This window comes from Vogesella alkaliphila (genome assembly GCF_014652475.1).
GTDB classification, from domain to species: Bacteria; Pseudomonadota; Gammaproteobacteria; order Burkholderiales; family Chromobacteriaceae; genus Vogesella; species Vogesella alkaliphila.
Genome location: NZ_BMYW01000003.1, coordinates 283,028 through 306,520 on the forward strand (window position 1 = coordinate 283,028; position 23,493 = coordinate 306,520).

General features: G+C 67.6%; 24 protein-coding genes. 19 read left to right on the forward strand and 5 right to left on the reverse strand.

Annotation, left to right across the window (positions count from 1 at the left end; translation table 11 throughout):
• Nucleotides 1-81 precede the first annotated feature (81 nt).
• Together IE100_RS06835 and chrA are read left to right on the forward strand one after the other, a co-directional pair.
• Entirely contained in the window at nt 82-1,020 is a 939-nt protein-coding gene (locus tag IE100_RS06835) for a chromate resistance protein ChrB domain-containing protein (protein ID WP_189373346.1), read from the forward strand.
• Complete coding sequence (gene chrA / locus IE100_RS06840) at nt 1,017-2,378, forward strand: chromate efflux transporter (RefSeq protein WP_189373347.1); 1,362 nt, start codon at nt 1,017-1,019, stop codon at nt 2,376-2,378. The genes IE100_RS06835 and chrA overlap by 4 nt, the downstream gene beginning before the upstream one ends.
• A 92-nt stretch (nt 2,379-2,470) precedes the next feature.
• Here chrA and IE100_RS06845 read toward each other — a convergent pair whose 3' ends face one another.
• The 3 genes from IE100_RS06845 to IE100_RS06855 form a co-directional block, all read right to left on the reverse strand.
• Nucleotides 2,471-3,229, reverse strand: a complete 759-nt coding sequence (locus IE100_RS06845; RefSeq protein ID WP_189373348.1) for a sulfite exporter TauE/SafE family protein — start codon at nt 3,227-3,229, stop codon at nt 2,471-2,473.
• Nucleotides 3,226-4,254, reverse strand: coding sequence for a low-specificity L-threonine aldolase (gene ltaE / locus IE100_RS06850; protein ID WP_189373349.1), 1,029 nt, complete (start codon nt 4,252-4,254; stop codon nt 3,226-3,228). Before ltaE ends, IE100_RS06845 begins: the two co-directional genes overlap by 4 nt.
• 128 nt (nt 4,255-4,382) lie before the next feature.
• Nucleotides 4,383-4,607, reverse strand: a complete 225-nt coding sequence (locus IE100_RS06855; protein ID WP_189373350.1) for a hypothetical protein — start codon at nt 4,605-4,607, stop codon at nt 4,383-4,385.
• A gap of 172 nt (nt 4,608-4,779) precedes the next feature.
• Between IE100_RS06855 and IE100_RS06860 the strand changes: the two genes are divergently transcribed.
• Nucleotides 4,780-5,556 carry a tRNA threonylcarbamoyladenosine dehydratase gene (locus IE100_RS06860; protein ID WP_189373351.1) on the forward strand — a complete coding sequence of 259 codons (777 nt, stop codon included), beginning with the start codon at nt 4,780-4,782 and terminating at the stop codon, nt 5,554-5,556.
• On the opposite strand, the gene IE100_RS06865 is transcribed toward IE100_RS06860, so the two are convergent.
• Together IE100_RS06865 and IE100_RS06870 are read right to left on the reverse strand one after the other, a co-directional pair.
• Nucleotides 5,553-6,281, reverse strand: coding sequence for a substrate-binding periplasmic protein (locus tag IE100_RS06865; protein WP_189373352.1), 729 nt, complete (start codon nt 6,279-6,281; stop codon nt 5,553-5,555). The two genes, IE100_RS06860 and IE100_RS06865, sit on opposite strands and share 4 nt — an antisense overlap.
• A 73-nt stretch (nt 6,282-6,354) precedes the next feature.
• Nucleotides 6,355-7,989: a methyl-accepting chemotaxis protein gene (locus IE100_RS06870; protein ID WP_189373353.1), complete on the reverse strand. Its 1,635-nt coding sequence runs from the start codon at nt 7,987-7,989 to the stop codon at nt 6,355-6,357.
• A 304-nt stretch (nt 7,990-8,293) separates the two neighbouring features.
• Here IE100_RS06870 and IE100_RS06875 point away from each other — a divergent pair, with 304 nt between their 5' ends.
• The 16 genes from IE100_RS06875 (at nt 8,294) to purE (ending at nt 23,492) form a co-directional block, all read left to right on the forward strand.
• Nucleotides 8,294-8,890 carry a Maf family protein gene (locus IE100_RS06875; protein WP_189373354.1) on the forward strand — a complete coding sequence of 199 codons (597 nt, stop codon included), beginning with the start codon at nt 8,294-8,296 and terminating at the stop codon, nt 8,888-8,890.
• 15 nt (nt 8,891-8,905) lie between these two features.
• Entirely contained in the window at nt 8,906-10,402 is a 1,497-nt protein-coding gene (rng, locus tag IE100_RS06880; RefSeq protein WP_189373355.1) for a ribonuclease G, read from the forward strand.
• 71 nt (nt 10,403-10,473) lie between these two features.
• A complete protein-coding gene (gene cysE / locus IE100_RS06885) occupies nt 10,474-11,256 on the forward strand; it encodes a serine O-acetyltransferase (RefSeq protein WP_189373356.1) in 783 nt (260 codons plus the stop codon).
• 446 nt (nt 11,257-11,702) lie between these two features.
• A complete protein-coding gene (locus IE100_RS06890; protein WP_189373357.1) occupies nt 11,703-12,545 on the forward strand; it encodes an isopenicillin N synthase family dioxygenase in 843 nt (280 codons plus the stop codon).
• Between the two features lie 172 nt (nt 12,546-12,717).
• Nucleotides 12,718-12,948 (forward strand): DUF2061 domain-containing protein, encoded by a 231-nt coding sequence (locus IE100_RS06895; protein ID WP_189373358.1) that lies wholly within the window; start codon nt 12,718-12,720, stop codon nt 12,946-12,948.
• 106 nt (nt 12,949-13,054) lie between these two features.
• On the forward strand, nt 13,055-15,208 hold the full coding sequence (locus tag IE100_RS06900; RefSeq protein WP_189373359.1) for a UvrD-helicase domain-containing protein: 2,154 nt from the start codon (nt 13,055-13,057) through the stop codon (nt 15,206-15,208).
• A gap of 37 nt (nt 15,209-15,245) precedes the next feature.
• Nucleotides 15,246-16,952, forward strand: a complete 1,707-nt coding sequence (locus tag IE100_RS06905) for a response regulator (RefSeq protein WP_189373360.1) — start codon at nt 15,246-15,248, stop codon at nt 16,950-16,952.
• A 29-nt stretch (nt 16,953-16,981) separates the two neighbouring features.
• On the forward strand, nt 16,982-17,785 hold the full coding sequence (locus IE100_RS06910) for a hypothetical protein (RefSeq protein WP_189373361.1): 804 nt from the start codon (nt 16,982-16,984) through the stop codon (nt 17,783-17,785).
• Between the two features lie 52 nt (nt 17,786-17,837).
• Nucleotides 17,838-18,017 carry a DUF3460 family protein gene (locus IE100_RS06915; RefSeq protein ID WP_047966672.1) on the forward strand — a complete coding sequence of 60 codons (180 nt, stop codon included), beginning with the start codon at nt 17,838-17,840 and terminating at the stop codon, nt 18,015-18,017.
• Between the two features lie 64 nt (nt 18,018-18,081).
• Nucleotides 18,082-18,747, forward strand: coding sequence for a class I SAM-dependent methyltransferase (locus tag IE100_RS06920; protein ID WP_189373362.1), 666 nt, complete (start codon nt 18,082-18,084; stop codon nt 18,745-18,747).
• A gap of 102 nt (nt 18,748-18,849) precedes the next feature.
• Nucleotides 18,850-19,254: an ExbD/TolR family protein gene (locus tag IE100_RS06925; RefSeq protein ID WP_189352810.1), complete on the forward strand. Its 405-nt coding sequence runs from the start codon at nt 18,850-18,852 to the stop codon at nt 19,252-19,254.
• Entirely contained in the window at nt 19,254-20,099 is an 846-nt protein-coding gene (tolA, locus tag IE100_RS06930; protein ID WP_189373363.1) for a cell envelope integrity protein TolA, read from the forward strand. Before IE100_RS06925 ends, tolA begins: the two co-directional genes overlap by 1 nt.
• 4 nt (nt 20,100-20,103) lie before the next feature.
• On the forward strand, nt 20,104-21,402 hold the full coding sequence (tolB, locus tag IE100_RS06935; RefSeq protein WP_229800266.1) for a Tol-Pal system beta propeller repeat protein TolB: 1,299 nt from the start codon (nt 20,104-20,106) through the stop codon (nt 21,400-21,402).
• A gap of 66 nt (nt 21,403-21,468) precedes the next feature.
• Nucleotides 21,469-22,032, forward strand: coding sequence for an OmpA family protein (locus IE100_RS06940; protein ID WP_189373364.1), 564 nt, complete (start codon nt 21,469-21,471; stop codon nt 22,030-22,032).
• Between the two features lie 60 nt (nt 22,033-22,092).
• Nucleotides 22,093-22,848: a YbgF trimerization domain-containing protein gene (locus IE100_RS06945; protein WP_189373365.1), complete on the forward strand. Its 756-nt coding sequence runs from the start codon at nt 22,093-22,095 to the stop codon at nt 22,846-22,848.
• Between the two features lie 155 nt (nt 22,849-23,003).
• Nucleotides 23,004-23,492, forward strand: coding sequence for a 5-(carboxyamino)imidazole ribonucleotide mutase (gene purE, locus IE100_RS06950; protein WP_189373366.1), 489 nt, complete (start codon nt 23,004-23,006; stop codon nt 23,490-23,492).
• Nucleotide 23,493: the final 1 nt, after the last annotated feature.

Sequence of the window (23,493 nt, forward strand, 5' to 3'; positions counted from 1 at the left end):
TGAAGCGGCCACTGTTGCCGACAGTATATGTTCCAGATTAACTATATTGTAGAATTCTCTACTTTATTTTAGAGTGCGTTCATGACCACATGGATTGCCCTCATCACCAGCCTCCCCACGGAAAACGCGACGGCGCGCATGCGTGCCTGGCGTAGCGTCAAGGCGTCGGGTGCCGCCGTCCTCCGGGATGGCGTCTATCTCATGCCGGAACGTGAGGACTGCCGCCGCACACTGGATGCCGTGGCCGCCGACATTCGGGCGGCGGAAGGGAGTGCCCTGGTCGTCAGGCTGGAAGAGCCCGACGCTGGCCACTTCGCGGCCCTGTTCGACCGCGGCGCCGACTTTGCCAGCCTGCTGCAGGACATCGCCTCGGCGCAGGACCGGCTCAGCCCGGATGCGGCCAACGAGGTGGTGAAGCAGGCCCGCAAGCTGCGCAAGGCCTTTGCCGGCCTGGCCGCGATTGACTTCTTCCCCGGCGAAGCCCAGAGGCAGGCCGACGCCGCGTTACGCGAGCTTGAGCAGCAGGCCGCCTGGGCCTTGTCGCCCGATGAGCCGCGCCCGGTCTCCGGGGCCATGACCCGCTTGCGCATCGCGGACTACCAGGGGCGCATCTGGGCGACGCGCCGTCGCCCGTGGATTGACCGGCTGGCCTGTGCCTGGCTGATCCGCCGCTTCATCGACCCGCAGGCCTCGCTGCTGTGGCTGGCCTCGCTGCACGACTGTCCGGCGGAGGCGCTAGGCTTCGACTTCGATGGCGCCACGTTCAGCCATGTCGGCGCGCGGGTGACATTCGAGGTGCTGCTCGGCCGTTTCGGCCTGGAGACGCCGGCCTTGCAGCGTCTGGGCACCCTGGTGCACTTCCTCGACGTCGGCGGGGTACAGCCGCCGGAGGCGGCGGGCATCGAAAGCGCGCTCGCCGGGATGCGCGACACCATCACCGATGACGACCAGTTGCTTGCCCTGGCAAGCCACCTCCTTGACGGCCTGCTGGCCTCCTTCGAGAAGGACCCGAAAGCATGACCCGGACCGCCGCTGTAAACGCCGATACCCCTGATACCACGCCGGCAGAGGTCAGCCTCTGGCAGGCGTTTCTTTTCTGGCTGAAGCTCGGCTTCATCAGCTTCGGCGGCCCTGCCGGGCAGATTGCCATCATGCACCAGGAGCTGGTCGAGCGCCGGCGCTGGATTTCCGAGCGCCGCTTCCTGCATGCGCTCAACTACTGCATGGTGTTGCCCGGACCCGAGGCGCAGCAGCTGGCCACCTATATCGGCTGGCTGATGCACCGTACCCGGGGCGGCCTCATCGCCGGCGGCCTGTTCGTGCTGCCGTCGCTGTTCATCCTGATCGGCCTGTCGTGGGTGTATATCGCCTTTGGCGAGATGCCGCTGGTCGCCGGCCTGTTCTACGGCATCAAGCCGGCGGTCACCGCCATCGTCGTTCAGGCGGCGCATCGCATCGGCGCGCGCGCGCTGAAGAACAAGGTGCTCTGGGCCGTCGCGGCGGCGGCCTTCGTTGCCATCTTCGCGCTCGATGTGCCGTTCCCGGCCATCGTTGCCGCCGCTGCGGCTATCGGCTACGTCGGCGGGCGGATGGCCCCGGACCGATTCAGGGCCGGGGGCGGACACGGCCAGGGCGACAAGTCTTTTGGCCGCGCCTTGATCGACGACGACACCCCCGCACCGGCACACGCGCTGTTTTCCTGGAACAGGCTGGCCAGGGGGGCGCTGATCGGTGGCCTGCTGTGGCTGGTGCCGATGGGGCTGCTGACGGCCGGCTACGGCTGGGACCATACCCTGACGCAGATGGGGTGGTTCTTTACCAAGGCGGCGCTGCTGACCTTTGGCGGGGCCTATGCGGTGCTGCCCTACGTGTATCAGGGGGCGGTCGGTCATTATGGCTGGCTGACGCCGACGCAGATGATAGACGGCCTGGCGCTCGGGGAAACCACGCCGGGACCGCTGATCATGGTCGTCACCTTCGTCGGTTTCGTCGGGGGCTACGTCAAGGCGGTGTTCGGCGCGGACAGCCTGTTCCTGGCCGGCGCCGTCGCGGCCACCCTGGTGACGTGGTTCACCTTCCTGCCGTCGTTCATCTTGATCCTGATGGGTGGCCCGTTCATCGAGACGACGCACAACGACCTGAAGTTCACCGCGCCGCTGACCGCCATCACCGCGGCCGTGGTCGGCGTCATCCTGAACCTGGCGCTGTTCTTCGGTTACCACGTCCTCTGGCCGCAAGGCTTCGAAGGCGCGTTCGAGTGGGGCTCGGCCGTCATCGCGCTCGGTGCCGGGCTGGCCCTGTTCCGCTTCAAGGCCAACGTCATCCACGTCATCGCGACGTGTGCCCTTATCGGGTTTGTGGTGAAGACCCTGCTCTGAGGCCAGGCGGCTGCCCAGCCGCTTCAGCCGGCGTGCCGCCCGTCACGGCGGCGACCTTGATGGCCCTCTGCGGCCAACGTTGGCCGCAGGCCTCAGCCGTACACCTTCCAGAAAAACGCCAGCGTCAGCACACTGCCCAGCGCCACCACCACGCGCTTGAGCCAGATCGCCGGCAGGCGGCGGGCGAGGCGGGCGCCGGCGATGCCGCCGACGATGGTGCCGGCCAGCATCACCAGTGCCGCCGGCCAGTCGACGATGCCGGCGACGATGAAGGTCACCACCGCCACGCCGGAGATCACGACCGACAGCCAGGTTTTCAGCGCGTTCATGCGCGTCAGCGTGTCCAGCGCGAACAGGCTGTACAGCGCCAGCATCATGATGCCCATGCCGCCGCCGAAGAAGCCGCCGTACACCGAAACCAGCAGCTGGCCGGCGAGCAGGCCGCTACGGCTGCGGCCAACGTTGGCCGCGTGCCGGCCCATCCAGCGGGTGAGGGTGCCGCTGAAGGCGAACATGGCGGTGGCGAGCAGGATCAGCCACGGGATCAGCACGTCGAACAGCCGTGGCGACACCACCGTCACCAGATAGCCGCCGGCCAGCCCGCCGGCGAGGCTGGCCACGCTCATGCCGGCAAACTGGCGCTGGCCGCGCAGCTCGCGGCGGAAGGCGAGGCTGCTGGCGACGTAGCCCGGCCACTGCGACACCGAGCTGGTGGCGTTGGCGACGATGGGCGGCAGGCCGGCGGCGACCAGCGCCGGGAAGGTGATCAGCGTGCCGCCACCGGCCACCGCGTTGAGCGCGCCGGCGGCAAACGCCGCCGCGAACAGCGCCAGCGCGAGGGTCAGCGTCATGCCGCCAGCACGCCGGCGAACACGGCGACGATGCGGTCGATGTCGGCACGGCCGATCTGCCAGTGCGTGACCAGGCGCATCAGGCCGTGCTCGGGGCCGTTGGCCTTGATGCCGGCATCAAGCAGCGCCGCCATCAGCTGGCCGCTGTCCAGCGTTTCCGGCAGGCGGAACCACACCATGTTGATGTGCACGTCGTCCAGGTTGACGCTGAGGCCGGGCAGGGCGGCCAGTTGCTCGGCCAGATAGCGCGCGTTGGCATGGTCTTCCGGCAGGCGGGCCACCATCTCGGTCAGCGCCAGGATGCCCGGCGCGGCCAGCACGCCGGCCTGGCGCAGGCCGCCGCCCAGCAGCTTGCGATGCTTGCGCGCGCGGGCGATGAAGGCGGCCGGGCCGGCGAGGATGGAGCCGACCGGTGCGGCCAACCCCTTGGACAGGCAGCACATCACCGTGTCGCTGTAGCGGGTGATGTCGCGCACGTCGCAACCGAGGTGCACGGCGGCGTTGAACACGCGCGCGCCGTCCAGGTGTACCGGCACGCCGTGCTGCTGCGCCACCTCCCATACCGCCGCCATGGCATCCAGCGGAATGACGCGACCGTTGCTGTGCGCGTTCTCGACGCAGATCAGGCCGGTGCGCGGCCAGTGGATGTCCTCGCCGTCGCGGATGCGCTTTTCCACCTCGTCGGCGCGCAACACGCCGTCGGCGCTGGCGATGGTGCGCAGCTGCACGCCGGCGATCACCGCCGCGCCGCCGGTTTCGTGCCACACGATGTGGCAGTCGTCGCCGAGGATCACCTCGTCGCCGCGCTGGCAGTGGGTGTACAGCGCCAGCTGGTTGCCGAAGTTGCCGGAGGGCACGAACAGCGCGGCTTCCTTGCCGAGAATGCCTGCGGCCAACGTTTCCAGCTCGCGCACGGTGGGGTCGTCGCCGTAGACGTCGTCGCCGACCACGGAGTCGAACATGGCCTGGCGCATGGCGAGGGTGGGCTGGGTTACGGTGTCGCTGCGGACGTCAAGCACGGACATGGCGGGCTCCAAATGACACACGGCAGCCGTGGGGCTGCCGTGTCGGGGTTGATCGGCAATGACACGATTGTGCCAGCCGTCATCGAGCCTGTAGAGGCCTATTTCGGATCAGTGTGTTCCGCGCGGGGTCAGCGAACGTGGTAGGCGGCCTTGATGGCGTCGGCCTGTTGCCGGGCGGCCGCCAGCGCGCTGCCGGGCATGCTGATGTCGGCGCCGCAGCTGCAGCGCAGCGGCTGGTCGGGGGCCATGCTGGCCAGGTGCTGGCGGGTCTGGTGGCTGCACTGCGGGCAGGCAATCACCACCGTGGCCTTGTAGTGCTTGTCCAGATCGATGTCAAAACGCGGCAACTTCATGCGCAATCTCCCGGTTGTCGGCGCCGCCTGCAGGACGCGGGTGGCAGAATTTCTATGGTAGATCAACGGTTTGTGTTGGCAAGGACGGATTGCGCCGGCGGCGGCCGCCTTGGCAGCAGGGGGGCGTTTTCGGTATGCTTGGCCGTTTTTTCCTGATGAATGTCGAGCGAAGATGAGTGCCGATCTGGAACGCCGCTTTGGCGGTATTGCCCGTTTGTATGGTGACGCGGCCTTGCAGCGTTTTGCTGCGGCCAGGGTGTGCGTGATCGGCGTCGGCGGCGTCGGCTCGTGGGCGGTGGAGGCGCTGGCGCGCAGCGGCATCGGCCAGCTGACGCTGATCGACCTCGACAATATCGCCGAGTCCAACACCAACCGCCAGCTGCCGGCGCTGGACCCGTACTACGGCATGGCCAAGGTCACCGCGCTGGCCGAACGCGTGCGCGCCATCAACCCGGCCTGCGTGGTGACCGAGGTGGAGGACTTCGTCACCGAGGAGAATCTGGAGCAGCTCTTGGGGCAGGGCTACGACTACATCATCGACTGCATCGACAGCCTGAAGATCAAGACCGCGATCACGGCCTGGTGCGTGCGGCGGCGGCAGAAGTTCGTGGTTTCCGGTGGCGCCGGCGGCCAGATGGACCCGTCGCGCATCGCGCTGGCGGATCTGTCGCAGGTGACGGAAGACCCGCTGCTGTCCAAGCTGCGCTACAACCTGCGCCGCCATCACGGCTTTGCCCGCGAGCCGGGCAAGAAGCTGGGGGTGCCGTGCGTGTATTCCACCGAGCCGCTGGTGTATCCGCAGGCGGCGGCCTGCGAGGTGGACGAGGCGCGCGGGCCGCAGGGGCTGTCCTGCGCCGGCTTTGGCGCCAGCATGGTGGTGACGGCCAGCTTCGGCCTGTTCGCCGCGTCGCAGGTGCTGAACCAGCTGGCGCGCACCGCCAGGCGTTAGGGCAGCCGGTACTTGTCGCGGTAGAACTGCTGGATGCGCTCGTACTCGCCGCTGCCTTTCAGCTGCTGCAGCGCGGCGTCGAAGTCCTGGCGCAGGCGCTCGCGGCGAAAGCCGACGTGGCGCGGCGAGCTGGGGAACAGCGGGTAGCTGATGACAGGCTGGCTGCGGTTGTTGAGGTCGCGCTGCGTCGGATTGGCGTGGAAGATCAGCTCGTCGCCGATCACCACGTCGACGCGGCGGTTGAACAGCATCCTGTTCTGGATGTCCTGGTCGCCCTGCTCGGCGTAGCCGGGCGCGCGCTCCACCGTGCGGCGGAACTCGTCGCCGAGCAGGCGGCGCGCGTTCTGGAACGCCACCACGCGGTACTGCGCCAGCTGCGACAGCTCGGTCAGCACGATGCCGCTGCCCTGCAGCACGATGGCGCGGTTGCGGTAGTGCAGCAGCGGCTGCGAATAGAACACCCCTTCCAGCGATCCCGGCACCAGCGACAGCATCGCGTCGACCCGGCCGCTGTCCAGCATCGCCAGCCCGCGCGCCTGCGGCAGCTGCACCACCAGCGGCTGGTGGCCGGCCCGCCGCAGCGTGGCCAGCGCCAGTGTCACCTCCAGCCCGCTCTTGCCCCCCGCCTCGACATACGGCGGTTTGGCGAGGCCGACGGCCAGGCGCACGATGTCGGCGTGCGCGCCGGCGGCGAACAGGCAGCAGATCAGGAGCAGGCGCAGCATGCGGTACCGTTCTGTCATTGGCGGGGCGTAGTCTCCAGACTAGATCAAAAGCAAAATGACAGCTAACTGATCGTTACATCTTGAAGCGCGCCAGCGACAGGTTCAGCAGGCGTGCGGTCTGTTCCAGGCTGCCGGCCTCGTCCGACAGCTGCTGGCTGGTCTGGCCCTGCTGCGTGCTTTGCTGGTCCAGCTGCTGCATGCCGTGGTGCATCTGCTGCAGGTCGTTGCGGATGGACTGCTGCTCGCTGACGATCTGGCCGAAGCGGCTCTCCAGCGACGCCAGCACCTGCCGCGTCTGTTCCAGCGCCTGCTCCATCGCGGTGGAGGCGCCGGACAGGGTGGCGGCCTCGTCGGCCTGGTGGGTGATGATGCCGGCGGTGTCGTGGATGGTGTTCAGCAGTTTGGCGACGAAGCTGTCGGTCTCCGACAGCGTGTTCTGCGTCTGGCCGGCCAGCTTGCGCACCTCGTCGGCGACCACGGCGAAGCCGCGCCCGGCCTCGCCGGCGCGTGCCGCCTCGATCGCCGCGTTCAGCGCCAGCAGGTTGGTCTGCTCCGAGATGCCGGCGATGCGCTGCAGGATCTGGGTGATGTGCTGCACGTCGCTGGACAGCGCGTCAAAGCGCTGCGCCAGCTCGCGGTTGGCGGCGACGTGGTCCTGCATGTCCCGCGCCATTACCCCGACCTGGCTGCGCGACTGCTGCAGCTGCTGCTGCACCGCTTCCATGTGCTGCTGCACCTCGTCGATGGTGTGGCGGCTGTTTTCCGCCAGGCCGTGGATGCGTTCGCTGCGCTGCGCCAGCTGGCTCAGCTGTTCGCGGCTGCTGCTGCTGGAGCTTTGCGTGTCGTGCGCGTTCTGGCGCACGTTTTCGGCGCTGTGGAAGGTGTCGCGGGCGTGGTTGGCGACGTCGAGCAGGGTGTCGCGGAAACGCTGGCACAGCAGGTTGAAGCTGTGCGCGATCTGCGCGATCTCGTCGCGGCCCTGCGGGCGCAGCGGTGCGTTCAGCTGGCACTCCTCGGCGTGCAGCGCGATGTGGCTGGAGATGCGCAGGATGGCGCGCGAGACCAGGCCGGACAGCCACCACGCGATCAGGGTGCCGACCAGCAGGCTCAGGCCGCCGATGAGCAGGGTTTCCTTCAGCACCTGCTGACGCGAGGCCAGCGCGTCGGAAAGCAGGATGTCGGCGGCGATCACTACCTGCTGGCCGCCTATGCTCTGCGGGATGAACACCGAGCGGAAGGTGCCGTACTTGTCGGTGTATTCGTCGAATTCGATGCGGTTCTGCTGGAAGCTGCGCTTCAGGCCCTCGCTGGGCTCGTACTCTTCCAGGTGGTGGCCGAAGGAGTTCTCCTTCAGCTCCTTCTCGCCGGCGCCGTCGGCGAGATAGACGATCTTGCCGTCCTTTTGCCACAACAGGTACAGGTAGACCACGTTGAACTGTTTGGCATAGTCGTCCAGCTTGCGGGCGTTGCTGACCATCTGCGCCTGGCTGACGCTGCCGGGCGTGAACATGCTGGCGAGGAAGGCGTCGCCGAGCAGGGCCGGCACCGCGCGCGCGCTGGCGTTGAGGCGGGTGTCGATCAGCGCCATCGCCTGTTCGCTGCTGCGCAGGTAGGTGTGGGTGCAGAACGCCAGCACCGTGACGATGTTCAGGAGCAGGAACAGGCAGGCCAGCTTGGTGCGCAGGCTGATGTCGTGCAGTAGTTTCATGGGGTCGCCATCCTTGTTATTGCGGTGGGGAAGATGCCGTGCCGGCTGTTTTTTTTCATGACTTATAGATCAGAGACGCGATATTGCCACTTTTCTGATTTGTCACCGTGTTTTTCGAGTGAAATGACATTTCTTATGTTGTATGAAATGACGGTGGCGCGCGGCGGCCGCCCCGGCGGGACAAAGCCTGGCTGCAGGATGGCGTGCCGCCGGGCGGCGCCGGCGCACGCGGCCAACATATCCGGCACTGGCCCGCTCTGGTAATCTTGTGGTCATTGCGTTTCACTTTGCAGATTGCCCGCTCATGAATTCCCGAAAGATCCGCCTTTACCTGGCCTCCGGCAGCCCGCGCCGCCGCGAGATCCTCGAACAACTTGGTTTCCAGCTGGAGCGCGTGCACGCCGACGTCGACGAGACGGTGCAGCCGGGCGAGGACGCCGTCGGCTACACCCGGCGTCTGGCTGCGGAAAAGGCCGCCGCCGGCTGGAGCGTGGCGATGGCGCTGGGGCTGCCGTCGCGGCCGCTGCTGTCGGCCGACACCACCGTGGTGCTGGACGGCGAGATCTTCGGCAAGCCGACCGGTGCCGACGATGCCTTCCGCATGCTGCGCGCCTTTTCCGGCCGCACCCACCAGGTGCTGACCAGCGTGGCGATCCGCGAGGGCGAGCGCACCGAGATCGCCACCAGCTGCACCGACGTCACCTTCAAGCCGCTGAGCGACGCCGAGATCGAGCGCTACCTCGATACCGGCGAGCCGTTCGACAAGGCCGGCGCCTACGGCATCCAGGGCAAGGCCTCGGTGTTCGTGCAGCATATCGCCGGCAGCTTCACCGGCGTCGTCGGCCTGCCCGTCTTTGAAACCGCGCAACTGCTGGCGGCCTTTGACATCACCCTGCCCTGAGCGCGAGAGGCCACCATGCTGCAACAACCGATCCCCCTGCCACGCGACCTGCCGCGTCCGAAAGAGCAGATCCTGGTCAACATCACGCCGCAGGAAACCCGCGTCGCGGTGCTGGAAGACGCCATCGTGCAGGAGCTGCACATCGAGCGTTCCGCCAGCCGCGGCATCGTCGGCAACATCTATCTGGGCCAGGTCAAGCGCGTGCTGCCGGGCATGCAGAGCGCCTTCATCGAGATCGGCTTCGAGCGTGCCGCCTTCCTGCACATCGCCGACGTGCTGGAACAGCGCCAGCATCCGAGCGAGCCGCAGCGCATCGAGAAGATGCTGTTCGAGGGCCAGACCGTGCTGGTGCAGGTGATCAAGGACCCGATCGGCACCAAGGGCGCGCGGCTGTCGACGCAGATCAGCCTCGCCGGCCGTTTCCTCGTGCACCTGCCGCAGGAAGAGCACATCGGCATCTCGCAGAAGATCGAGGTCGAGGCCGAGCGCCTGTCGCTGAAGGCGCGGCTGGAAAAGCTGCTGCCGGACGGCGCGCCGCGCGGCTACATCATCCGCACCAGCGCCGAGACCGCGACCGACGAAGAGCTGCGCGCCGACGTCGAGTACCTGTCCAAGCTGTGGTCCGACATCCGCCACAAGTCGCAGCACCTGCCGGCGCGCAGCCTGCTGTACGACGACCTGCCGCTGGCGGTGCGTGTGCTGCGCGACATGGTCAGCGACCACACCGAGAAGGTGATCGTCGACTCCACCGAGAACTACGGCAAGATGGTCGAGTTCGCGGAGAACTACGTGCAGTCGGCGGTGGACAAGATCGAGCGTTACAGCGGCGAGCGGCCGCTGTTCGAGCTGCACGGCATCGAGACCGAGATCGAGAAGGCGCTGTCGCGCCGCGTCAACCTGAAGTTCGGTGGCTACCTGATCATCGACCAGACCGAGGCGATGACCACCATCGACGTCAACACCGGCGGTTTCGTCGGCAACCGCAACTTCGACGAGACCATCTACAAGACCAACCTGGAGGCGACGCTGGCGCTGGCGCGTCAGCTGCGGCTGCGCAACCTCGGCGGCATCATCATCGTCGACTTCATCGACATGGATAACGCCGAGCACCGCGAGGCGGTGCTGGCCGAGCTGGCCAAGGCGCTGGCGCGCGACCGCACCCGCGTGACGCTGAACGGCTTCACCAGCCTGGGCTTGGTGGAGGTGACGCGCAAGCGCACCCGCGAGAGCCTGGCGCACGTGCTGTGCGAGTCGTGTCCGGTGTGTCAGGGCCGCGGCGAGATCAAGACCGCGCAGACGGTGTGTTACGAGATCCAGCGCGAGATCGTGCGCGAGACGCGCCGCTTCGAGGCCAAGGGCTTCCGCATCCTGGCGTCGCAGAGCGTGATCGACATGCTGCTGGACGAGGAATCGCAGAGCCTGGCGATGCTGATCGACTTCATCGGCAAGCCGATCTCGCTGTCGGTGGAGGCCACCTACAGCCAGGAACAGTTCGACGTGGTGTTGTTGTAAGTGGCGCTGTTGTAAAGCGCAGGGCCGCCGCTACGCTGGAAGCGAGGGGCGGCAACAGAAAGGCAGTAGAAATGAGCGAAGTAAACCGCGATCCCTTGTGGCTCGCCATCCTGCAGGAAACCGAGCAGGCGGTGCGTGACGAACCGCTGCTGGCCAGCTTCCTGCACATGACCGTATTGCGGCACGGCACGCTGGAAGACGTGCTGGCCTTCCACCTGTCCAGCAAGCTGGCCAGCCCGGTGATGGACGCCCGTGCGCTGCTGGAGCTGTTCCGCGAGGCGCTGGCCGCCGACCCGCAGATCAGCCGCGCGATGCGCGCCGACATCAGCGCCTGCTACGACCGCGATCCGGCCTGCGACCGCTACTCCACGCCGCTCTTGTACTTCAAGGGCTTCCATGCGCTGCAGAGCCAGCGCATCACCCACTGGCTGTGGCAGCAGGACAGGAAGACGCTGGCGTATTTCCTGCAGAACCGCATCTCCGAGGTCATGAGCGCGGACATTCACCCGGCGGCGCGCATCGGCGAGGGCGTGATGCTGGACCACGGCACCGGCGTGGTGGTCGGCGAGACCGCGGTGATCGGCAACAACGTGTCCATCCTGCACGGCGTGACGCTGGGCGGCTCCGGCAAGGAACGCGGCGACCGTCACCCGAAGATCGGCGACGGCGTGATGCTGGGCGCCGGCGCCTCGGTGCTGGGCAATATCCGCGTCGGCGACTGCGCCAAGGTCGGTGCCGGCAGCGTGGTGCTGGACGACGTGCCGGCGCACACCACGGTGGCCGGTGTGCCGGCCAAGGTGGTGGCGCAGCTTTGTCCGGGCACGCCGGCACTAGACATGGACCAGCGCGTGTAAGCGCCTGTTCACGATCTGCTGCGACTTGATCGCAACGGGGGCGATACCGCGTTGAAAGCAGCTTCGGCATGCTTGTTTATATCCAAGTCAACTCCGCTTCCTCAGCTGTTTTCGCCTTGTCTCGCTCTAGCTCGCGAGATCATGAACACGCTCTAAGCGCCGCGCGCCATCACCCCGAACGGCAAGCCAGGCGGCTTGCCGTTTTTGTTGCCTTGCGCGCCCAGGGTTGGCCGCAAGGCGGTGGCAGCCTTTTGCGCGGCGTGGCTTGTTTTCGGCGTGCTATTTTTATGGCATGAATGCTGCAAAATGCGGCGTGACGGGCAACGTAAATGACGTTGGTAAATTAAATGGGGTGCTTTCGTGCGCGGGCGCTGCTGTGTAGAATCGGCCGCCGTGTCCCGTCCCGATATTGCCTGACGGTCACTTTCAGCAAGGGAACCCTTCCCATGAACGTACGCGTTGTAGACTACCGCGCCGCCGATGCGGCCGAGCAATTCACCCGCAGCCTGCACGAAACCGGCTTCGGCGTGCTGGTCAACCATCCCATCCCGCAAGCGTTGGTCGAGACCATCTACCGCGACTGGCTGGCCTTCTTCGACAGCGAGCAGAAGCACGACTACGCGTTCTCGGTCGAGAAGCAGGACGGCTACTTCTCCAGCGCGATCTCGGAAACCGCCAAGGGCGCGACGCAGAAGGACATCAAGGAGTACTTCCACGTCTACCCGTGGGGCCGCATCCCGGCGTCGCTCAAGGCCGACGCGATGCGCTACTACGACACCGCCAACGCGCTGGCGGCCGAGCTGCTGTCGTGGGTGGAGCGGTACACGCCGCCCGCCATCGCCGCCGGCTACAGCGAGCCGCTGTCCGGCATGATCCGGGGCAGCAACAAGACGCTGCTGCGCGTGCTGCGCTACCCGCCGCTGACCGGCCAGGAGCCGGAAGGCTCGCTGCGCGCCGCCGCCCACGGCGACATCAACCTGCTCACCATCCTGCCGGCGGCCAACGAGCCGGGGCTGCAGGTGCAGGACATGGACGGCAACTGGATCGACGTGCCGTGCGACTTCGGCATGCTGATCATCAACATCGGCGACATGCTGCAGGAGGCGTCGCAGGGCTACTACCCGTCCACCCAGCACCGCGTGGTGAACCCCACCGGCGAGGGCGCGAGCAAGAGCCGGGTGTCGCTGCCCCTGTTCCTGCACCCGCGCGACGAGGTGGTGCTGTCCGCGCGCTATACCGCCGGTGCCTACCTCGACGAGCGTCTGCGCGAGCTGGGCGTGAAGCAGTAATCCCTTGGCGGCCAGGGTTGGCCGCAGACGATGGGCAAGCCGGAGGGCAGATCGCGAGGTCTGCCCTTTTGCATTCTATTGGCTATCGATTGGCTAAAAACATTCAATTTTAGCTATGCAATGATAGTGACTATCATTGCGGAAAGATTGATAGCCGCAGCAGGAGCCCGTCATGCTCAAGACCGTCACCTTCGCCATCTGCCACTTCAGCGTGGCGTTCTCGGTCGCCTGGCTGCTGACCGGCAGCCTGGGCATCGCCAGCCTGCTGGCCCTGGTGGAGCCGCTGGTGAATACCGTCGCCTACTACTTCCACGAGAAGGCCTGGGACGGCATCCGCGCGCGGCGGCAGCGCGTGCAGGATCACGCCAGCGCCGGGCGGCACGGCTTTTTTCACGCCCATTGAGCGGGGCGCTAGCGACAAGGTTGGCCGCAATGCGTTGCGGCCAAGCTTGTGCGGGCGGGTGGTGGTGTAGAATCGGCGTTTTGCGCGTCACCTCAAAGCCTGCCCCATGAATAACGATCTGCTCGCCGGTCTCAATCCCGAACAACTCTCCGCCGTCACCTGGCCCGCCAAGAGCGCGCTGGTGCTGGCCGGCGCCGGCAGCGGCAAGACGCGGGTGCTGACCACGCGCATCGCCTGGCTGCTGCAGACCGGGCAGACCAGCCCGGCCGGCATCCTGGCGGTGACCTTTACCAACAAGGCCGCGCGCGAGATGCAGACGCGGCTGGCGGCGATGATCCCGGTCAACGTCAAGACGATGTGGATCGGCACCTTCCACGGCCTGTGCAACCGCTTCCTGCGCGTGCACTACCGCGACGCCGGCCTGCCGCAGACCTTCCAGATTCTCGATTCCGGCGACCAGTCGTCGGCGATCAAGCGCCTGCTGAAGAGCCTCGACATCTCCGACGAGAAATTCCCGCCCAAGGCGGTGCAGCAGTTCATCAACAGCCAGAAGGAATCCGGCGTGCGCGCCGGCGAGCTGTCGGCGCACGACCCCTACACCCGCAAGCTGATCGAGCTGTACGCCGCCTACGACGCGCAGTGCCAGCGCGAGGGCGTGGTCGACTTCGCCGAGCTGCTGCTGCGCAGCTACGAGGTGCTCAGCCGCAACGCCGCGCTGTCCGAGCACTATCGCAACCGCTTCCGCTTCGTGCTGGTCGACGAGTTCCAGGACACCAACCGCCTGCAGTACGCGTGGCTGAAGCTCTTGGCCGGGCCGGACAACGCGCTGTTCGCGGTCGGCGACGACGACCAGTCGATCTACGCCTTCCGCGGCGCCGAGGTCGGCAATATGCGCGCGCTGCTGTCCGACTACGGCGTCAGCGGCCCGATCCGGCTGGAGCAGAACTACCGCTCCGCCGGCACCATCCTGGACGCCGCCAACGCGCTGATCGAGCGCAACGACGGCCGCCTCGGCAAGAGCCTGTGGACCGACGCCGGCCCCGGCGACAAGATCCGCCTGTTCGAGGCCTACTCCGACGGCGAGGAGGCGCAGTTCATCGTCGACGAGGTCAGGGCACTCGCCCGCGACGGCTGGAATCTGGCCGACATGGCGGTGCTGTACCGCTCCAACGCGCAGTCGCGCATCCTGGAACACGTGCTGGTGCAGAGCAGCGTCGCCTACCGCATCTACGGCGGGCTGCGCTTCTTCGAGCGGCAGGAGATCAAGCACGCGCTGGCCTACCTGCGGCTGGTGGCCAATCCGGAGGACGACAACGCGCTGTTGCGCGTGATCAACGTGCCGGCGCGCGGCATCGGCGCGCGCAGCGTGGAAAACCTGCAGACCGCCAGCCGCGAGCAGGGCGTCAGCCTGTGGCAGGCGCTGTGCGGCGCCGGCGGCGGCCGCACCGCCGGCAAGCTGGCCGAGTTCGTGCGCCTGATCGACAGCCTGCGCCAGCGCTGCGAGGCGCTGACGCTGGCGGAAACCATCAGCCTGATCATCGACGCCTCCGGCCTGCGCGCGATGTACGAGGCCGACAAGAAGGACGGCGAGGAGCGCCTCGCCAACCTCGACGAACTGGTCAACGCCGCGCTGGGCTTCATGCCGCAGGAGCCGGCGATGGCGGTGATCGAATTCCTGACCCAGGCCAGCCTGGAGGCCGGCGACCACCAGGCCGACGCCGGCGCCGATGCGCTGCAGCTAATGACGGTGCACGCGGCCAAGGGGCTGGAGTTCGACGCGGTGTTCGTCGGCGGGCTGGAAGAGGGCCTGTTCCCGCACGAGAACAGCATGAACGACAGCAAGGGGCTGGAGGAGGAACGGCGGCTGATGTACGTGGCGATGACGCGCGCGCGCAAGCGGCTGTACCTGTCCTGCGCGCAAAGCCGCATGCTGCACGGCCAGAGCCGCTACCCGATCCGTTCGCGCTTTGTCGACGAGCTGCCGGCCGAGCTGTTGCAGACTTTGTCTGCTACCGTGAAAAAGACGGCCGCGCCTATGCGCGACGCCTACGCGCAGGGCCGCATCGCGGCGGCGCCGCTTGCGGCCAACCTTGGCGGCTGGAAGATGGGGCAGGGTCTGCACCATACCAAGTTCGGCGACGGCGTGGTGATCAACGCCGAGGGCGCCGGCGACGACGTGCGCCTGCAGATCAATTTTGCCGAGCACGGCATCAAATGGCTGGACTTGCGTTACGCCAAAGACAAACTCAGCGCGCAGTAAGCGCGGTCCGCCCCGGCGGAAAAGGGGAATTCAGAGCATGAGCGAGCAGCCTATCCAATCCTCGACCTTCAACGCCATCACCAGCGTACAGAAAAGCCGGCACCACAAGGAGTACAGCAATCCTTACGCCAAGAAGCAGTTCCTGATCGTCGACAGCGTGCCGGAGATGCAGCGCGCGCTGGCGATGACGCTGGCCTCGTTCGGCGCCGAGAAGGTGGAGTACGCCGGCAAGGCCGGCGACGCGCTGGTGAAGCTGATGCGCTACGACTTCGACGTGGTGCTGTGCGACTTCGACCTCGGCAACGGCAACGACGGCCTGTACCTGCTGGAAGAGGCGAAGGAACGCAACCTGCTGAAGCAGTCCTGCGTGTTCATGATCGTCAGCGGCGAGCGCCGCGCGGCCAAGGTGATCTCCGCCGCCGAGCTGGTGCCGGACGACTACCTGCTGAAGCCGTTCACCGGCGAGGTGCTGGCCGAGCGGCTGGAGCGCGCGATGCGCCGCCGCGACGCCTTCCGCTTCGTCGACGAGGCGCTGATGAACCACGAGTACCTGGCTGCCATCGACGCCTGCAACAAGAAGATCGCCGAGCGCAGCGAGTTCACCCTCGACTTCATGAAGCTGAAGGGCAGCCTGAGCCTGAAGATCGGCGACTACGACAGCGCGCGCGCGCTGTACCAGCAGGTGCTGAAGATCCGCGAGCTGCCGTGGGCGCAGCTGGGGATGGCCAAGTCGCTGGCCTCGCTGAAGCAGGTGGAGCCGGCGCTGGCGATGTTCCACCACATCGTGACGGAAAACGAGCACGTGATGGAGGCCTACGACTGGCTGGCGCGGCTGTACCAGGGCAACCACGAGCTGGACAAGGCACAGGAAACCCTCAAGCGCGCCACCGAGCTGTCGCCGGCGACGGTGCGCCGCCACAAGGCGCTGGCCGAGGTGGCGCTGGAAAACGGCGACCTGGCGCAGGCGAAGGACGCCTACGGCACCACGCTGGAACTGTCCAAGGCCAGCTGGCACCGCAACCCGGTGCTGTACGCGACGCTGGCGCGCACGCAGCTGGCCTGCGGCGAGAAGGGCGAGGCGATGAAGACGCTGGCCTCGCTGCGCCGCGACTACAAGTACAAGCCGGAAGGCGAGTGGATGGCCGACGTGCTCGACAGCCAGATCCAGCAGCACAGCGGCAACAAGCAGCAGGCGGAAAAGCTGCTGCAGTCCGCCGCCGAGCGCCTGCCGCAGCTGGAGCAGCTGTCGGCCGAGGAAAAGATGGAGTTCGCGCGCACCTGCTACGCGCAGGGGCAGAAGGCGATGGGCGACGGCGTCGCCGGCCAGCTGATCCGCAACAACCACGACAACGAGCAGCTGCTGCAGCGCTTGTCGAGCATGTTCGACCAGCTGGGCATGGCCGACGCCGGTGCCGACCTGATCATGCACAACGTGCAGGGCATGGTCGACCTCAACAACAAGGCGGTGCGCGAGGCGCAGGCCGGTGAGCACGACAAGGCGATCGCCATGTTCCGGCAGGCGCTGCAGGAGATGCCGGACAGCATCCAGCTGATGCTGAACCTGGTCAACGCCGTCATCGCCCAGGTGCACCTCAAGGGCTGGCATGAAAGCCACGTGCGCCAGGCCTACGACTACCTGCAGAAGGTGCGGCAGATGGCGCCGACCAACAACAAGCTGCAGAAGCTGATGCAGGCGTGGCGGCTGCTGATCGAGCAGCACGACAAGCGGGAGTTCCTGCTCTGAGCGCGCCGCTGGCCAGGGTTGGCCGCAGCGTGCAGCTGGCCCTGCTGCTGCTGGGCTGGCTGGCGCTGGTGCTCAGCAGCGGCTTTCTGGCGCTGGAGGCCAGCCGCGCCGACGCCGAGCAGGCGCTGCAGCGGCAGGCGCAGCAGCAGTCGGCGCTGCTGACGCGCGACCTCTTGCAGCTGCACCAGCACCTGCTGGAGCTGGCGCAGCAGTTCGCCGACACGCCCGGCGAGCAGATCCCGGCCTGGCAGGCCGGCATGGTGCTGCAGCGCTTTCCGGCGCTGGAGCGGGTGGCGCTGCTGCGCGACAGCGAGGACGGCCTGCTGGTGACGCAGGTGGTGCCGCTGCGGCTGGGGGCCGGCGTGGTGCCGTGGCAGGATCTGGCGCGGCAGCCGGCGGTGGCGGCCAACCTTGGCCGCCTGCGCCAGGGCCAGCCGCAGGTGCAGATGCTGCAGGGCGAGGGCGAGCAGGCGCAGCTGCTGAGCATCTATCCGCTGGCGCGCGCCGGCGACCGGCGTTTCATCGCGCTGTGGCTGCGGCCGCAGCGCTGGCTGCCGCCGCTGGCGGAGGCGGAGGCCGACCGCGCGCTGCAGCTGATGGGCGATCCGCATCCGGCGGTGGCGTGGCCGGGGATGCTGCAGGTGCGCGAGGTGGTGATCGTCGGCGAGCAGCGCTACTGGCTCAGCCTGCAGCGGCCGCTGCGCGGCAGCGATTTCCGCATTTCGCTGTGGCTGCCGCTGCTGCTGGTGTGGTTGCTGCTGCTGGGCCTGCTGCTGGTCGGCGCGGTGTTCCGCGGGCGGCTGGCGCGCGGCCTTTCCCTCGCCGACAGCTGAAAACGGCGCGGTTTTGCAGTACAATCGGGCCATCATTTTCCGGGGTCATACCATGTACCAGTCCGAATTCACCCAATTCATGAACGATTTCCTGGCGAAAAACCCGCAGGTGGAGAGCGAACGCCGCGAGCTGCGCCTGACCTGGTGGGATCGCAAGCTGGACCTGGAGGACCTGCGTCGCTGGAACGCGTCCAAGGTGCCGCAGAAGCCGTACGTGTACCAGCCGGACTGAGCAGCACGCCCGCCGTATCGCCGACCAACGCCCGCAAGGGCGTTGTGCTTTTCTGGAGTAAAGCATGACCCGCACGACCATCGCCGTTGACGACCGGCTTGCCGCCTACCTGCTGCAGATCGGCGTCACCGAGCACCCGGTGCAGACCGCGCTGCGCGAGTTCACCGCCACCCACCGCATGGCCAAGATGCAGATTTCGCCGGAGCAGGGGCAGTTCCTCGCCTGGCTGGTCAAGCTGCTCGGCGTGCGCCGCTACCTGGAGATCGGTGTCTTCACCGGCTACAGCGCGCTGACCGTGGCGCTGGCCATGGGCGAGCAGGGCAGCACCGTGGCCTGCGACATGAGCACCGAGTTCACCACCATCGCCCGCGACTACTGGCGCCAGGCCGGGGTCGAGGACAGCATCGCGCTCTACGTGCAGCCGGCGGTGCAGACGCTGCAGATGCTGCTGGACGACGGCCAGGCCGGCAGCTTCGACCTCGCCTTCATCGACGCCGACAAGACCAGCTACCCGCAGTACTATGAAGCCTGCCTGCAGCTGGTGCGCCCCGGCGGCGTGATCGCGGTCGACAACATCTTCCTCGGCGGCCGCGTGGTGGAGCCGCAGCCGGAGGACCCGCCCAGCGTGCGGGCGATGCAGGCCTTCAATGCCAGCCTGAAACACGACCCGCGGGTGGTGATGTCGGTGCTGCCGATCGGCGACGGCATGACCCTGCTCACCCGCCGCTGATGCCGGCGCCGCGGAACCGATGCGGTGCCGCGGCGGTCTGTCCTTATCCGATGTTTGCCGGCCCGCCGTGCCGGCCGCCCCTTCTAGCCACAGGAATGCCCGATGCTGCAGCGACGCCCGCGCCGAATGATGAACCAGATGAACGTCGTGCCCTATATCGACGTGATGCTGGTGCTGCTGGTGATCTTCATGGTGACGGCGCCGATGTTCACCCCCGGCGTGATCGAGGTGCCCAGCGTCACCCGCGCGGCGCAGGTGGACAGCACGCCGCTGGAAATCAGCATCGAGGCCGACGGCCGCTACCTGCTGGGCGAGGGCGGCAAGCGCGCGCCTGCGGCCAACCTTGACGCGCTGGTGGCCGAGGTCAAGGCGCGGCTGCGCGACAACCGCCCGGTGGTGGTCACCGCGCACCGCGATCTCAAGTACAGCGAAGTGGTGAAGGTGGCCGACCGCCTGCACCAGGCCGGCATCACCCGCGTCGCGCTGACGGTACGGCAGGGCAACTGATGTCGCCGCAGACGGGCGCCATCGGTTACGGCGCGTGGGGCATGTCGCTGCTGCTGCATCTGGCGGTGCTGCTGCCGCTGTGGTGGCTGTACGCGCCGGCGCCGGTGTACACGCCGCCACCGCTGGCGCTGGAACTGTGGGCCGGCGGTGCACCGGCGGCGCCGACCCCGGCGCTGAAAGTGCGTGCCGCCCCGCCGGCGGCGACGGTGGCGGAAGCCGCCACCCCCTTGCTGGCCGATGCCGACATCAAGCTGAAGGCCAGCCGCCCGCTGCCGCAGTACAAGGTGCCGCCGGTGGCCGCGGAAAAGCCGCAGCCCAAACCCAAACCGGCGGAAAAAGTGCCGGAGAAGGTGACGGCCAAGGCCGGCAAAGCGGTGCCTGAGTCGGCCAAGGCGAGCGTGCCCGCCGCCAAACCGGCCGCGAAGGCGGGCGCCAAGCCGGCGCCGGCCGCGGACAACGACCTGCTGGCGGAGCTGGACCTGCCGCCCGGCCCCGGCAACGCCAAGCAGAGCCAGCGCGGCGGCCAGGGCGGCGTCGCCGGCGGCAGCAGCCACGGCGTGGCCGACGCCAAGGCGCTGTACGCGCAGACGCTGAGCAACCGCGTGCGCCCCTACGTGATCATCCCCGACGCGCTGAAAGGCAACCCGGAGGTGGTGCTGCAGATCGAGATCCTGCCGTCGCTGGAAGTGCGCCAGATCCGCCTGCTGCGCAGCAGCGGCAACCCGCAGTACGACGAGGCGGTGCAGGCCGCCGTGCGCGAGATGCGCCGCTTCCCGCCGCTGCCCAAGGGCGCGGCGTTCGCCGACTACCGGCGCGTGACCATGTCTTTCCGTCCTAAGGAGTAATGCCTTGTCTGCCACCGTCTCCGGCTTCTGGCCGCGCCTGTTTGCCCTGCTGCTGCTGAGCATGACCGCTGCGGCCAACCTTGCCCGCGCCGACCTCAGCGTGGAAGTGATCGGTGGCGGCACCAACCGCTACCCGGTGGCGATCGTGCCGCTGCAGGGCGAGAGCCTGCTGCCGGAGGCGATCACCGCGACGGTGAAGAGCGATCTGGCGATGACCGGCGCCTTCAGCCTGCTGGAGACCGCCGCCGGCGACGCGCTGGCGGCGCCGGCGCAGCTGAACGCCGCGGCGTGGCAGCAGCGCGGTGCGCGCGCGGTGGTGTACGGCAAGCTGCTCAGCCTCGGCGGCGGCCGGGTGCGGCTGACGTTCTGGGCCGACACCGTCAGCCCGCGCGAGCAGAAGCTGAGCGCGGAATTCGACCTGGCGCCGGAGCAGCTGCGCGACATGGCGCACCGCATGGCGGACATGGTGTACGAGGCGCTGCTGGGCGAGAAGAGCCTGTTCTCCAGCCGCATCGCCTTCATCACCCAGAGCGGCAAGGAGTACCGGCTGCAGATCGCCGACATGGACGGCCGTCGCGCGCAGACGGTGCTGCGCTCGCGCCAGCCCATCATGTCGCCGGCGTGGAGCCCGGACGGCACGCGCCTGGCCTACGTCTCCTTCGAGCAGCAAAAGCCGGTGATCTACGTGCAGGACCTGGTCAGCGGCCAGCGTCGCGTGCTGGCCAACTTCCGCGGCAGCAACTCGGCGCCGGTGTGGAGCCCGGACGGGCGGCGTCTGGCGGTGGTGTTGACCACCAGCGGCAACTCGCAGGTCTACCTGATCAATGCCGACGGCGGCGGCCTGCAGCGTTTTTCCTATAGCGACGCCATCGACACCGAGCCGGCGTTCAGCCCGGACGGGCGCCAGATCGTGTTCGTGTCCGACCGCAGCGGCAGCCCGCAGCTGTACGTGCAGGCGCTGGACGGCGGCCGCAACGCCCGCCGCGTCACCTTCGAGGGGAACTATAACGTGTCGCCGACGTTCTCTCCTGATGGGCGCCAGATCGCCTACGTCCGGCGCGAAGGCGGCCGTTTCAAGGTGATGCTGCTCGATCTGGCCAGCGGCGACAACCGCCTGATCAGCAACAGCGCCTTCGACGAGTCGCCAAGCTTCGCCCCCAACGGCAAGATGGTGCTGTACGCCAGCGAGGAAGGCGGCCGCAGCGTGCTGTACGCCGCCGCCACCGCCTATCCCGGCCGCGTGCGGCTGGGCACCCTCGGCGGCCAGGTGCAGGATCCGGCCTGGGGACCATTCAATCCTTGATGTGGTGCCGGCGCTGCGCGCATCATGTTGCCAGTTCATCCATCCCATCCGATGCAGGAGAGCCGAATGAAGAAATCACCGTTTATCGTCGCCATCGCGGCGGCGCTCTTGGCCGCGTGTGCCAGTACCCCGGCGCCGGTCGTCAGCAACCCGCCGGCCGCCACCGTGCCGAGCGCACCGAGCGTGGCTACCGTCGATGTCACCGGCAGCGAGCCGGTGCTGCAGGGCGGCAAGGTCAGCGCCGCGCAACTGGCTGCGGCGGTGAAGGCGGCGCCGGATCAGCGCAGTGCGCAGGCGCTGCTCAACGGCCACAGCGTGTACTTCGACTTCGACCAGTTCGTGGTCAAGGACGACCAGCGCGGTGTGGTGGAAGGCAATGCCGCCTTCCTCAACCGTTTCAGCAGCAAGGTGCTGGTGCAGGGCAATACCGACGCCCGCGGCAGCCGCGAGTACAACCTGGCGCTGGGTCAGCGCCGTGCCGAAAGCGTGAAGCAGTCGCTGGAAGTGCTGGGCGTGAAGCCGGCGCAGATCGAGGCCGTCAGCTTCGGCAAGGAAAAACCGCGTGCCGAGGGGGACAGCGAGGCGGCCCATGCCGAAAACCGTCGCGCCGACTTCGTCTACCCGCAGTAATGTGTTGACCGCCAGCGGGATGGCGTCACGCCATCCCGCGCTGTTTTTCAGGATGCCACCATGAATTTGCCCCGCCTGTTGCCCGTCGCCACCCTCAGCCTGCTGCTGGGGGCCTGTGCCACCACCGGCGATATCGAACAGACCCGCCGCGAGCTGGACGCTGCCAGGCAGCAGACCAGCGCGCGCCTGACCGAGGTCGAGGCGCGGTTGTCCAACGAGCGGCTGCTGGACCTGGTCAAGGAAGTGGCCTCCCTGCGTACCGAAATGGCGGCGCTGCGTGGTCAGAACGAGGTGCTGCAGCACCAGCAGGGCGAAACGCTGAAACGGCAGAACGACCTGTACGCCGACCTCGACCTGCGCCTGGGCAAGCTGGAGCAGTCGGCCAGCAGCCCGGCGGTGAGCGGCGAGGCGGAGGCTGCCGCGGCCCCGGCGGCGCCGCTGGTCAGCCCGGCGCAGGACGCGCTGAACAAGGCGCTGGCGACGCTGCGCAACCGCGAGTTTGCCCGCGCGGTGCCGGAGCTGAAGGCGGTGATGGACAAGTTCCCGGCCAACAGCGAGGCGCAGGAAGCCAGCTACTGGCTGGGCGTGGCCCACACCTACCTGAAGCAGTACGACGCCGCCATCGACATCCACCGCCGCTTTGCCGAGCAGTCTCCGGCGCACGTGCGGGCGCCGGAGGCGCTGCGGCTGATGGCGGAAAACCAGATCGAGCTGCAGCAGAAGGACCAGGCCAAGCTCACCCTGCGCAAGCTGATCAAGCTGTACCCGAACAGCGCGGCGGCGACGAAGGCGCGCGAGCGGCTGGCAAAACTGTAACGCGGCGGCCTGTCGGCGCGCCGAAAACGTCAAAAGCGGCCGCCGGCCGCTTTTTTTGTGGCGCCGGCGCGCGTGCGCTCTGCAAGTCAGCTCGGCAAGCCCTTGCCGAATCAGGTAAAATCGCGTTTTTCCCCTCCTTGATGGAACCCGCCTCCATGATCGAAGTTGGCATCGTGATGGGTAGCAACAGCGACTGGGAAGTCATGCAGAACGCCGCGCGCGTGCTGAAGGACTTCGGTGTCGCGTTCGAAACCCGCGTCGTCTCCGCGCACCGCACCCCCGACCTGCTGTTCCAGTACGCCGAAGAAGCCGAAGCGCGTGGCCTGAAGGCCATCATCGCCGGCGCCGGCGGTGCCGCGCACCTGCCGGGCATGCTGGCCGCCAAGACCCACGTTCCGGTGCTGGGTGTGCCGGTGCCGTCCAAATACCTGCGCGGCGAAGACTCGCTGCTGTCCATCGTGCAGATGCCCAAGGGCATTCCGGTGGCGACCTTCGCCATCGGCGAAGCCGGTGCCGCCAATGCCGCGCTGTTCGCGGTGGCGCAACTGGCTACCACCCGTCCGGAACTGGCCGACAAGCTGAAGGCCTTCCGCAAGCAGCAGGAACAGACCGTGCTGGCGATGAGCCTGCCGGAGGTGGACTGAC